Source organism: Nocardia sp. CWNU-33, assembly GCF_046764895.1.
Taxonomy (GTDB): Bacteria; Actinomycetota; Actinomycetes; order Mycobacteriales; family Mycobacteriaceae; genus Nocardia.
Genome location: NZ_JBKOQN010000012.1, coordinates 85,775 through 98,068, shown reverse-complemented (window position 1 = coordinate 98,068; position 12,294 = coordinate 85,775). Strand labels below are relative to the sequence as shown.

Annotated in this window: 11 protein-coding genes; 1 reads left to right on the top strand and 10 read right to left on the bottom strand. The window is 65.8% G+C overall.

Annotated features, from left to right (window positions below; genetic code table 11):
* Positions 1–75 precede the first annotated feature (75 nt).
* From ACLMAL_RS18620 to ACLMAL_RS18595, 6 genes are all read right to left on the bottom strand, one after another.
* Positions 76–381, bottom strand: coding sequence for a DUF2469 domain-containing protein (locus ACLMAL_RS18620; RefSeq protein ID WP_011210678.1), 306 nt, complete (start codon positions 379–381; stop codon positions 76–78).
* A gap of 46 nt (positions 382–427) precedes the next feature.
* Entirely contained in the window at positions 428–1,216 is a 789-nt protein-coding gene (locus ACLMAL_RS18615) for a ribonuclease HII (protein ID WP_412000311.1), read from the bottom strand.
* Between the two features lie 63 nt (positions 1,217–1,279).
* Positions 1,280–2,068 (bottom strand): signal peptidase I, encoded by a 789-nt coding sequence (gene lepB, locus ACLMAL_RS18610; RefSeq protein WP_412000213.1) that lies wholly within the window; start codon positions 2,066–2,068, stop codon positions 1,280–1,282.
* 812 nt (positions 2,069–2,880) lie between these two features.
* Positions 2,881–3,621 (bottom strand): signal peptidase I, encoded by a 741-nt coding sequence (gene lepB, locus ACLMAL_RS18605; RefSeq protein WP_328413261.1) that lies wholly within the window; start codon positions 3,619–3,621, stop codon positions 2,881–2,883.
* Positions 3,622–3,763: 142 nt separating this feature from the next.
* Positions 3,764–4,105: a 50S ribosomal protein L19 gene (rplS, locus tag ACLMAL_RS18600; protein ID WP_029893064.1), complete on the bottom strand. Its 342-nt coding sequence runs from the start codon at positions 4,103–4,105 to the stop codon at positions 3,764–3,766.
* A gap of 228 nt (positions 4,106–4,333) precedes the next feature.
* The gene (locus ACLMAL_RS18595; protein ID WP_412000212.1) at positions 4,334–4,930 is read right to left on the bottom strand and encodes a hypothetical protein; all 597 of its coding nucleotides are present in this window, start codon (positions 4,928–4,930) and stop codon (positions 4,334–4,336) included.
* On the opposite strand from ACLMAL_RS18595, the gene ACLMAL_RS18590 reads away from it, so the two are divergent.
* Complete coding sequence (locus ACLMAL_RS18590; protein WP_412000211.1) at positions 4,922–5,434, top strand: RNA polymerase subunit sigma-24; 513 nt, start codon at positions 4,922–4,924, stop codon at positions 5,432–5,434. The two genes, ACLMAL_RS18595 and ACLMAL_RS18590, sit on opposite strands and share 9 nt — an antisense overlap.
* A gap of 69 nt (positions 5,435–5,503) precedes the next feature.
* Here the strand turns inward: ACLMAL_RS18590 and ACLMAL_RS18585 are convergent, their stop codons facing one another.
* The 4 genes from ACLMAL_RS18585 to ACLMAL_RS18570 form a co-directional block, all read right to left on the bottom strand.
* Positions 5,504–6,382 (bottom strand): hypothetical protein, encoded by an 879-nt coding sequence (locus ACLMAL_RS18585; protein ID WP_328403995.1) that lies wholly within the window; start codon positions 6,380–6,382, stop codon positions 5,504–5,506.
* 28 nt (positions 6,383–6,410) lie between these two features.
* On the bottom strand, positions 6,411–8,840 hold the full coding sequence (locus ACLMAL_RS18580) for a Tex family protein (protein WP_412000210.1): 2,430 nt from the start codon (positions 8,838–8,840) through the stop codon (positions 6,411–6,413).
* Positions 8,841–8,937: 97 nt separating this feature from the next.
* Complete coding sequence (locus tag ACLMAL_RS18575; RefSeq protein WP_412000209.1) at positions 8,938–10,569, bottom strand: AMP-binding protein; 1,632 nt, start codon at positions 10,567–10,569, stop codon at positions 8,938–8,940.
* Positions 10,569–12,200, bottom strand: a complete 1,632-nt coding sequence (locus ACLMAL_RS18570; protein ID WP_412000208.1) for an AMP-binding protein — start codon at positions 12,198–12,200, stop codon at positions 10,569–10,571. The genes ACLMAL_RS18575 and ACLMAL_RS18570 overlap by 1 nt, the downstream gene beginning before the upstream one ends.
* Between the last annotated feature and the right edge of the window lie 94 nt (positions 12,201–12,294).

The window sequence follows — 12,294 nt, the reverse complement described above, 5'->3', positions numbered from 1 at the left end:
CTGTTGATAGCCGCTCGGCTGTGGACAACCCTCCGCGATATCGGCTGGTCCGCCCCGGACGGTCAGTGCACCGTGCTACTCGGGCAGGCGCAGGTCCGGCTTCTCCAATTCTTCGATATTGACGTCCTTGAAGGTGATCACTCGAACGTGCTTCACGAAGCGGGCGGGGCGGTACATGTCCCAGACCCACGCGTCGCTCATACGCACCTCGAAATACACCTCGCCGTCGGCGTTCTGCGGCCGCAGCTCGACGGAATTGGCCAGGTAGAAGCGGCGCTCGGTCTCCACCACGTACGAGAACTGACCGACGATGTCCTTGTACTCGCGATATAGCGAGAGCTCCATCTCGGTTTCGTACTTCTCGAGGTCCTCGGCACTCATCGGGTGGGACGTCCTCCTTCTCGCCGCACTGCTGCGTGTGCTGACATCATCGCGCATGGGCAGCGTCGGTAGCCACTCGGCTATCCCCACCCAAGACCTGAAGACCTTCGGAAGCCACGTCGTCGCTGCCCGCAACGAGCACCGCATCGGCGTAGGTAGACGCGCTGACGGCGGGGCGAAGGCCAGCGGCCTCGCGCACATTGCGCCACGACCGCCGGTGCTCGTTGCTCGGTCCGAGCCGCTCGAGCGCGGCCGTGTGCTCGGGCGTGTTGTAACCCTTGTGGGCAGCAAAACCGTACCCGGGCAGCCGCTCGTCCAGTTCGATCATCATTCGGTCCCTGGTGACTTTGGCCAGGATGCTGGCCGCCGCGATGCAGGCCGCGGCGGCATCGCCGCCGATCACCGGAAGTGACGGCACCGGAATGCCCGGCACCCGGAATCCATCGGTGAGCACGTATCCGGGCGTCTGCCCAAGCCCCGCGACGGCCCGGCGCATGCCCTCGATATTGGCGACGTGGATGCCGATCGAATCGATCTCCCAGGCCGGGATCACGACGACCTTCCACGCCAGCGCCAGCCGGGTGATCACCGGATAGAGCTCCTCGCGCACCGACTCGGTGAGCTTCTTGGAATCGTCGAGCCCGGCCAGCTTGTCGTACGCCTTGGGCGCGAGCAGGCACGCGGCGACCACCAACGGTCCCGCACACGGCCCACGGCCCGCCTCGTCGACGCCGGCGACCGGACCTAGTCCGCTGCGGATCAGCGCCGCCTCGAGCGTGCGCAATCCGCCTGACCTACGCATCACCACACGCGGTGGCCAACCACTGCTCTGCATCGTCACCTGGCTGCCAGTCACTCGACCTTGCCCCACCGTCCGATTATCCCGCAGCCGCGCCGATCACTTCGTTCGAGGATGCTCGGCCCGCACCGGCCCGATCCGGCCAGGCGGCCAGATCTTGAACACCGCTTTGCCGCGGACGTTGTCCACCGGGACGGTGCCGTGGAGCTCGTCAGCGAGGTGGTACCGCGAATCTGCAGAGTGGTCACGATTGTCCCCCATCACCCAAAGATTGCCGTCGGGCACCTGCACCGGATTGAACTCTCGCGCCCCTTTGCCGGTACCGAACCGCAGACCAGGAACATACGGAAAGTCATACTTGGCGTAAGGCTCATCGAGCGGCTTGCCGTCCACGAGGATGCGCCCCTGCGCATCACAGCACTGCACGGTCTGACCGCCGACCGCAATCACCCGCTTTACCAGATCGTTCTCATCCGGCGGCACCAACCCGAAGAACGAGAAGAAGTTCTGCACGCTACGCACGACGGCGTTGTCAGAGCGGATCGACCGGTAGTCGCGATTCCATGACGGCGGACCGACGAACACCACGACATCGCCCGGCTCGGGATCTCCCCAGTAATAGCTCAGCTTCTGCACGTAGATACGGTCGCCGGTGCACCCTGCGCATCCGTGCAGGGTCGGCTCCATCGATTCGGAGGGAATCACATATGGGCGGCCGACGAAACTGACCGTCAGAGCAGCGATCACTGCGGCGATCGTGATGAGGATCGGCAGTTCCTGCCAGAACGGCCGCTGCTTGCGTTTTTCACCCCTCGACTTCCTACGCCCTCGCGAGGTCTCGTCATCGCCAGGCTCGGACTCCGCCACCGACCCACCTTCGTCTGCCACGCCGAACAGATTAACCCCACGGCTGGAAGTGTCGCTCGGGAGTGCATCTCGACACCTGCCATCTTTGTATTCGTTATCGCCATGTGAGCGGCATGAGGACCCGAAAGAACTCCGTGTGAAGCGTGCACTCACACTTCACACGGAGGTCCACTGTCTCTGGGCGACGTCCGCTACCTCATGCAATTAATGGCTGAAGCTCACGATCGGTGCCACATCGCAATGAAATAGTATTTACCGGAAATGGTTCCATTCGTTCCATCTCCGACAGAGCAGGGATATACAACTCCATTGACCTCTGAATCAGCCTGCTGCCTGACCGAGTCGCATGCGACGAAATCTTCGTACGGCCCATGGGGTTTATTCCCGCCGGGATAGGCGGATGCCAATCCCGGCAACCCCAGGCATTAGCACCAAAGCTCCCGCAATCGCTGCGCAGCCGATGAATTTCGACAGCATAGTCACCCCCCTTCTCGAGTCAGGTTCGGCAAATGATGCAGCCGATTCCCAACCCGCTACTTGAACTGTCAATTCACGGGAGACAGCTGAATTGCGGGTACGACGCACTGGAATCGCAACCCAGACGTCGTGAATTCTTGCGACATGATCGCACCCCCATGACTGGCTCAGTCCGACTGTGCCAGAAGACATTTCATCATAGGTCATGACAACTGGTCAACCGATCCGATGAGCAGCGGAGTCGAAGCCCGGCAGCTGAACCAACCCGCGAAGACAACCGACTCGTCCTGGCATGCCGAACTCCGGACCTGCCAGGACGATTCATCACATCAGCGTGCAGTTTGCGGATCCCGAGATCACACGGGTCCGATCCGGCTCGGCGGCCAGATCTTGAAAACCGCTTGGCCACGGATGTTGTCGACCGGAACCGTGCCCTGCAGTTCGTCACCGACATGCGCCCGAGAGTCCCGGGAGTGGTTGCGGTTGTCGCCCATCACCCATACGTTGCCGTCCGGCACCTTGATCGGGCCGAATACCCGGCCGGAAGGGTAGGTCGCGTTCTGCTGGCCGGGCACCCAGGCGAAGTCGCTCTTGACGTACGGCTCGTCCAACGGCTTGCCGTCCACCAGGATGCGCCCCTGCGCATCACAGCACTGCACGGTCTGACCGCCGACCGCAATCACCCGCTTCACCAGATCGTTCTCATCCGGCGGCACCAACCCGAAGAACGAGAAGAAGTTCTGCACACCGCGGACAACGGCATTGCCCGAGCGGATCGACTGGTACCGGTCGTTCCACGACGGCGGACCGACGAACACCACGACTTCGCCTGGCGTCGGATCGCCCCAGTAGTAACTCAGCTTCTCCACGTAGATGCGGTCGCCGGTGCAACCGCTACAACCGTGCAGCGTGGGCTCCATCGACTCCGACGGGATCACATACGGGCGTCCGACGAAACTGACCGTCAGGGCCGCGATGACCGCCGCGATCACGATCAGGATCGGCAGCTCCTGCCAGAAGGGACGCTGCTTTTTCTTGGCGCGCCGCTTACCGCGGCGGCTACCCGATCCTTCTTCGCCCGACTCGGAAACCGTCATCGCCCCACTTTCGTCTGTCACGCGGAACAGATTAGCCCGGCACCGCAACGAACCGCGTAGTGCCGGGCTAACCGAGTATTCAATTCGATTCGCGGCTAACTGCGACCGCGAACCCGCCGTGCCGAAGGCTCGGCGGAAAGATTCAGCGCTTTTCCTTGATCTTGGCAGCCTTGCCACGCAGATCGCGCAGGTAGTACAGCTTGGCGCGGCGAACGTCACCGCGGGTCACGACCTCGATGTGGTCGATGTTCGGGGTGTGCACCGGGAAGGTGCGCTCCACGCCGACACCGAACGACACCTTGCGGACGGTGAAGGTCTCGCGGATGCCGCCGCCCTGGCGCCGAATGACGACGCCCTTGAAGACCTGGATGCGCTCCTTCGAGCCTTCGATGACCTTCACGTGCACATTGAGGGTGTCACCCGGCCGGAAGTCGGGGACGTCGCTGCGCAGCGACTTTTCGTCGACGAAGTCAAGGGTGTTCATGTCCATCCTTCTGATGTTTGCGCGAACAGAGGACCCTGGCGGCACTGGAGGTGCTCGACCGGTTCATGCTCCGAATAAGGGGGTGCGCTGGGTCGACAACCACCCAGGGCAACCTGAGCATTGTGCCAGATCAGCGGGTCGCGACGAAAATCGGCCCCTGCTGGCGGCTGATCCGCGCCCTGTCCACAACGGAATCGGTCCGCGGTATCCGGGGCACCGCCGTCGAGTTTACCCGCGGGCGCAGCGGAGCAATATCGCCGTCAACCTCTCGTTCTCGGGCGCGGTGAAGCCGAACGCGGCGCGGCGCCTCGTGTAGCCGTAGGCCAGGCCACTGTGCGGATCGGCGAACCCGTCGGCGCCCGCATGACCGAAGGCGCTCGCGCCGAGGAGTGGATGGATCAGTCCCTTGGCCTCGAACCCGACCAGATACGGCGCGCGGTCACTGCGCACCAGGTCGTGACCGGTCGTCTGCAGGGTGGTGAACGCGGCGAGGGTATCGGGCTCGAGCAAGGGGGCCCGTCCACCGATCTCCGAGATCGCGGCGGCGTACATGCTCGCCAGGCCGCGGGCGCTGCCGACGGCGCCCGCAGAGGCCTGGCCCTGCGCCCGCACCAGCGCGTCGTTCGGGAGCCCGAGCACATCGTCCGGGGCGAAGCCCGGCGCATTCAGGTTATAGGCGATGCCGGGAATGCTGTGCGAACCGGGCGAATTCGCCTCGAACGCCGCCTGCATCTGCGGTGTCGCGAGCCAGGGCAGGATCGGCAGGTACCGATCCTCCAGCGTGGCAGGCAATCCCAGATACAAGTCCAATCCGTCGTGCTGCACGACATGTTCACCGTGCCGTTCGACCAGATCGCGCCGGTCGTCGGCAAATCCGCGGCCGCTGCGAAGATGATCGCCAGCCGCGCGCGGCGACGCGTCCAGGGCCGGACGCCACAACCCGATCGCGACCTACCCCGCCAGCGCCGACTGGTCGACGCGTTCCTGACCGCAGCGCGCAACGGCGAATTCGAGTCACTGCTGGCCATCCTCGACCCCGAGGTGGTTCTGCGTGCCGACGCCGGGGCCCTGCTGCCCGGTGGGATCCGGGTGCTCCGCGGTGCGGCCGCAGTGGCCGGTCAGCTGGAGGTCTTCCGGCGTGCCGCCAATGCGTTCGCCTCCCACCCGGTTCTGATCAACGGATTCGCGGGCCTGCTCAACACCGACGGGGACAAGACGATCTCCCTGATCGCCTTCACCACCAGCAACGGCAAAATCACCGCAATCGACTTGCTGTCGGACCCGGCCCGCCTCCCCCGCCTCGACACCATCGCCCACGGCAACCAGTAGATCCGAACCCGGCCGCGGCGAGCGGCACCCGACCGCGACAGAGCGCCGACGATCGCCGTGGGATGCCGCTCAGTGCGGGGTCTCGTGCTCCGATGACCACGGGAGGTGGTGGCGGTGGGGATGGTGCGGTGCCGGTGGGGCGGGGACAACCGTCCTGGTCAACTCCGCCTCGGCGGCAGTACGGACGTGCTCTACGTCGGGTTTACCCGCTATCAGGTCTTGCACGAAGATCTTGGCTCGGATCATCGGGCGTCGATAACGCCGTTCCCGCACTATCGATCGGTACATCATCCGGCGTCGGTCGCCGTAGCGCCACCGCGCCCACGGCGCACCCGGCCTGCTCAGCCGGAACGCACCGACGAAGAGCAACGGCAGGAAGAACATGCCGAACAGGCCGGTCCAGATCTTGCCCTTGGCGATGACGATCGCCGCGAGCGCTAGGTTCACCACCGAGAACGCGACGACGAAGATGCGCATCTCGATGCTGGGATCGCGGCGAAAGTCGTTGATGTCCAACAACCACAGCGGGTGGAACCCGAGCAGGAGCAGCCCGGTCACGGCCAGCGCGACGAACACCGCGTCCACCGAGGTGCGGCCCTGCTCTTCCCAGTACACGTCGCGCAGGTAGAAGATCAGCGCGAATTCGTCGAGGGTCAAGGCCGCACCGACACCGAAAGCGGCTGCGAGCAGGCTCGCGGTCAGGGTGTCTACGTTCTGGTACATGGTGACCATCCCGATGCCCGACAGCAGCACCAGGATGACCCCGAACACCATGTGGTGGATGTGCACCCCACCGGAGCGCAGATTGCCCGGCCACCAGCGCACCTGCTTGCGGATCAGCCGGACACTGAGCCTGATCAACAGGAACCCGACGATGAACCCGAGCAAAAAGCACAGCAGCGGAAGCCTGCCCTGCGCGATCACATCGTCTTCGAGCCACCGTCGCATGGCCGCCTACATACCTCCGCCTGTGGTCCTACTGTCCGAAACCGGCCCGGCGCAGGGCGTCTGCCATCGAGCCGGTCGGCGCGGGCGCATTTCGGCGCTGATTGCCACCCTGACCCTGGCTGCGGCCCTGTCCCTGCGACCGACCCTGACCATTCTGCCGCTGTCCGCCACCGGCGGACCCGCCACGGCCGGGATTACCGGGACCACGATCGCCCTGACCGCGGCTGCGACCGTCACCGCGCTCGCCCTTGGCCGGGGTGCCCGGCTCGTCGTCCAGGCGCAATGACAGCCCGATACGCTGGCGTGCCACATCGACCTCGAGCACCTTCACCTTGACCACGTCACCGGACTTGACCACCTCGCGCGGGTCCTTGACGAAGTTGTGCGACATCGCCGACACGTGCACGAGACCGTCCTGGTGCACGCCGACATCGACGAATGCGCCGAAGGCGGCCACATTGGTGACTACGCCCTCCAGCACCATGCCCGGCTTCAGATCCGCGACCTTCTCCACACCCGCCGCGAATTCGGCCGTCTTGAACTCGGGGCGCGGGTCACGGCCGGGCTTCTCGAGCTCGGTGATGATGTCGGTGACGGTGGGCACGCCGAACTTCTCGTTGGTGAACTCGGCGGGCCGCAGCGCACGCAGCGTCCCGGTATTGCCGATCAGCTCGGTCATGCCCTTACCGGTCGATTCCAGGATGCGCCGCACCACCGGGTACGCCTCGGGGTGCACCGCGGAGGTGTCGAGCGGGTCGTCGCCGCCGCGGATGCGCAGGAAGCCCGCGCACTGTTCGAACGCCTTCGGCCCCAGCCGCGGCACGTCGAGCAATGCGGTGCGGCTGCGGAACGGGCCGTTCTGATCCCGATGCGCCACAATGCTTTCCGCGACCGAACCGGCAATGCCGGAAACCCGCGACAACAGCGGCACCGAAGCGGTGTTGACGTCGACGCCGACCGCGTTCACCGCATCTTCGACCACCGCGCCCAGCGAGCGGGCCAGCAGCGTCTCGGACACGTCGTGCTGGTACTGACCGACGCCGATGGATTTCGGGTCGATCTTCACCAGTTCTGCGAGCGGGTCCTGCAGGCGGCGCGCGATCGACACCGCGCCGCGCAGCGACACATCCATATCGGGTAGTTCCTGCGTGGCGTATGCCGACGCGGAGTACACCGAGGCGCCCGCCTCGGACACCACGATCTTGGTCGGCTTGTTCTCCGGAATACGCGAAATCAGTTCGACGGCAAGCGCATCCGTCTCGCGGGAGGCGGTGCCGTTACCGATGGCGATCAGCTCGACGCCGAACCGGGCAATCAGCGCACCCAGCACAGCGAGCGATTTCTCGGTCTGGCCGTGCGGCTTGTGCGGGTAGATGACCTCGGTGGCAACAGCCTTTCCGGTGGCGTCGACGACGGCGACCTTCACCCCGGTGCGGTAGCCCGGATCGAGGCCCATGGTGGTCCTGGTGCCCGCAGGCGCGGCGAGTAACAGGTCGCGCAGGTTGGCGGCGAACACGTCGACGGCATCCTTCTCGGCGGCCTGCCGCAACCGCATCCTGGTGTCGATGCCAAGGCTCACTTGAAGTTTGGTGCGCCATGCCCAGCGCACGGTGTCCAGCAACCAGCTGTCGGCCGCGCGACCGCGATCGGCGATATCGAACTGCACGGCGATCCGGCCCTCGAAGATGCTGCGCTCACCCGGCGCGAGTTCCTCGGTGTCCGGCTCCAGTTGCAGCGAAAGCACATCTTCCTTCTCGCCGCGCAGCAACGCGAGAATCCGGTGCGAGGGCAGCTTGGTGAACGGCTCGCTGAACTCGAAGTAGTCGGCGAACTTGGCGCCCGCCTCCTCCTTGCCCGGGCGCACCGCCGAGGTGATCCGACCGCGGTTCCACATCAGCTCACGCAGCTCACCAACCAGGTCGGCGTCCTCGGCGAATCGTTCGACCAGGATGGCGCGGGCGCCGTCGAGCTGCTCGGCGGTGTACTGCGCGGGGTCGGTGCCGGGATCGGTGATCAGCGCATCGGCGACCGGTTCGTGGCCTGCCTCGCGCGCGATTTGCGCCTTGGTGCGGCGCTTCGGCTTGAACGGCAGGTAGATATCCTCGAGCCTGGCCTTGGTCTCGGCAAGCATGATCTGCTGGTGCAGTGCGGGCTCGAGCTTGCCCTGACTCCGGATCGACTCGACGATCGCGGCCCGGCGCTCGTCGAGTTCGCGCAGGTAGTGCAGGCGTTCGTCGAGCTGGCGCAGCTGCGCGTCGTCGAGACCGCCGGTCACCTCCTTGCGGTAACGCGCGATGAAGGGCACGGTCGAGCCTGCGTCGATCAGCTCGACGGCCGCGCGGACCTGGCTCTCGCGCACCTCCAGCTCGTCGGCGATGCGACGGTTGACGCTGGCATGGTTCGCACTGTCGGAACTGGGGCTGGACTCTGCACTGGCGGTCTCGGGCGCTGTCGTCACGTCCGCAGACACTACCGTCGTCTGCTGACAACGAGGCCGCACCCAGGTGAACCGACGTGTATGTGGCGTCGACCCGGTCGGTTCGGCATGGCTGTGATCACCCCAGCAAGTCCTTCGCCAGCTCCCGCATCTCGGCCTTGCGCACCTTCCCGGTGACGGTCATCGGGAACTCGTCGACGATGTGCACATACCGCGGAATCTTGAAGTGCGCCAATCTGCCTGTGCAGAACGCGCGTACCGCCTCGGCGTCCAACGGCGCCGCGCCCGCACGCATCCTGATCCAGACCATCAGCTCCTCACCGTATTTCGGGTCGGGGACACCGATCACCTGGGCGTCCAGAATGTCGGGATGGGCGTAGAGAAACTCCTCGATTTCCCTGGGATAGATGTTCTCGCCACCGCGGATCACCATGTCCTTGATCCGGCCGGTGATCGCCAGATAGCCGTCGGAGTCCATTACGCCGATATCGCCGGTGTGCATCCAGCGGGCGGCATCGATCACCTCGGCGGTCTTCTCGGCCTGCTCCCAATAGCCGAGCATCACCGAGTAGCCGCGGGTGCACAGTTCGCCGGGTTCGCCGCGCGGCACCGTCGAACCCGTTGCCGGATCGACGATCTTGACCTCCAGATGCGGCCCGACCCGGCCGACGGTCGCGGTCCGACGCTCGATGCTGTCGTCGCGGCGGGTCTGGGTGGACACCGGCGATGTTTCCGTCATGCCGTAACAGATGCAGACCTCACGCATGCCCATGCGGTCGATCACCCGCTTCATCACCTCGACCGGGCACGGCGAGCCGGCCATGATGCCGGTGCGCAGGCTCGAGAGGTCCGGCGCGAGGTCAGCGGGCGCACTGTCCAGTGCGGTGAGCAGGTCGATGAACATGGTCGGCACCCCGTACAGGGAGGTGCACCGCTCCTCGGCCACCGCCTGCAGGGTCGCGATCGGGTCGAACGACGGCGCCGGAATCACCACCGCCGCACCGTGGCTCGTGCTCGCGAGATTGCCCATGACCATGCCGAAGCAGTGGTAGAACGGGACCGGAACGCAGATCCGGTCCTGCTCGGTGTAGCCGCAGAGCTCGCCGACGGAGTAGCCGTTGTTCAGGATGTTGTGATGACTGAGCGTCGCGCCCTTCGGGAATCCTGTTGTGCCAGAGGTATATTGAATGTTGATCGGGTCGTCGGTGGACAGTGTCGCCGCAATCCGGGCAAGACCATCGACGTCGATATCCCCCTGCACCAACGCATCCCATTCCGGCATGCCGAACACGAGTACCTGCTCCAGCCCTTCGCATTTCGGCCGGACCTGCTCGATCATCGCGACGTAGTCCGACGATTTGAAGGCGCGCGCGGCAATCAGCATTCGCACCCCGGCTTGGTGCAGCACATACTCCAATTCGCTGGTGCGGTAGGCCGGATTGATATTCACCAGGATCGCGCCGAGCTTCGCCGTCGCGTACTGCACCATGAACCACTCCGGGCAGTTGGGCGCCCAGATACCGACTCGGTCACCCTTGCCGATGCCGCGCGCCGCCAGGCCGGTGGCCAGCGTGTCGATCGCGTCGGCGAGCAGACGATAGGTCCAGCGGCGACCGGATACGTAGTCCACCAACGCCTCCCGGTCGGGATGGGCGGCCACCGTCCGATCGAAATCGGCGCCGATGGTGTCACCGAGCAGGGGCGTGTCCGAGATGCCCGACGCATAGCTGGGCAGCGGTACCGACAACATCACTTGCTCCCCTGCTGCCGCAGCACGAACCGCTGCACCTTGCCGCTCGGCGTCTTGGGCAACTCTGCCACGAAATGCACTCGGCGCGGATACGCGTGCGCGGCGAACTTCTCCTTGACCAACCGCTGCAGTTCCTCGGCGAGGTCCTCATCGCCCGCGGAGCCGTTGCGCAGCACCACGAATGCCTCGAGCACCTCACCGCGCAGCTCGTCCGGCATGCCGACCACCGCTGCCTCCGCGACCTGCTCGTGCAGCACAAGCACGCTCTCCACCTCGAACGGGCCGATTCGGTAGCCCGCCATGATGATCACGTCGTCGTCGCGGGAGGAGAAGCGGAAAAAGCCGTCGGCATCCCGCGAGCCCGCATCGCCGGTGAGATACCAGCGCCCGTCCGCGGTGTAGCGCTGCGCGGTGCGCTCGGGGGCGTCGAGGTAGCCGAGGAACCACAGCAGCGGGCTGCGTTCGGTGTCGATGGCGACACGGCCGAGCTGTCCCGGCGCCGCCTCGAGGTCGGCGTCGTCCGCGAGCACCGCGCAGGTCCAGCCGGGCAGCTGCCTGCCCATCGAGCCGATCGGCACCGTGGTGTCCAGTTCGTCGTGCCAGGCGTTGCAGATGACCATGCCGTGCTCGGTCTGCCCGTAGTGGTCGCGCACGGCCACCCCGAGATGCTGCGCAGACCATGCGACGACCTCGGGGGTGAGGGGCTCACCGGCCGAGGAGGCCCGACGCAGCGACACTCCCGCGGGCACCGGGGTGTCGTCGGCCCGCAGTGCTCGATACACCGTCGGTGCGGCGGCGAAGTTGGTGACGCCGAAGCGCGCGAGCACCTGCCAGGTGAGCGCGGGCGAGAAGCCCGCGTGCAGCAGCAAACTGCGCGTGCCCGCGGCCAGCGGGCCGAGGATCGCGTAATACAGCCCGTAGGCCCAACCCGGATCAGCGGCATTCCAGAACACGTCCTCCGGACGGACATCCAGCGCGAACTCTTGATACGCGTGGAAGGAGGCCAGCGCGCGGACCGGGATCGGGACGCCCTTCGGCGTACCAGTGGTGCCGCTGGTGAACAGCTGCACGAGCGGACCCTCGCCGCCGACGGCGACCGCCATGGCCCGTGGATCATCGGCGGAGTGCGTGGCAAGCAGATCGGCGAACCGCAGCTGCGCGGTCACCTCGTCGCCGGCGACCACGACCGTCCACGGCGCATCGGCCGGAATGTCCGCACCCGGGGCCAGCTTTCCCGCTTGATCGGCATCGACGATGACGAGCACCGCGCCGCTGGCAGCCAATCGGAATGCAATGGCGGGCGGCGCGAACGCGGTGAACAGCGGTACGTGCACCGCACCGCGCCGCCAGATACCGAGCAGGGCAACCACCAGATCCACCGACTTGGCCATCAGCGTCGCGACCCGGTCCCCCGGCCCGACACCCTGCTCGGCCAGCGCCGCGGCGAACCGTGCCGAGCGCTCGCGGAGCTCACCGTAGGTGAGGTCGATCGAGCCGAGGTCGGCATCGACAACGGTGAACGCGACCTTGGCCTCCGAATGCCGGTCGCACAACAGCTCCGCCGCACACGCGTCGGGCCCGTCGTAACGCTCCAGCAGCTCGCGCACCCGCGCATTCAGGTCCGTGCTCATGTCGCCTCTCCTCATCCGTGATCCACCTCACCCCCCGTCTAATAGGATGTGGGTCACATCATGTTCGCCACTACCCCCGAAAAGGGGTGAGTCG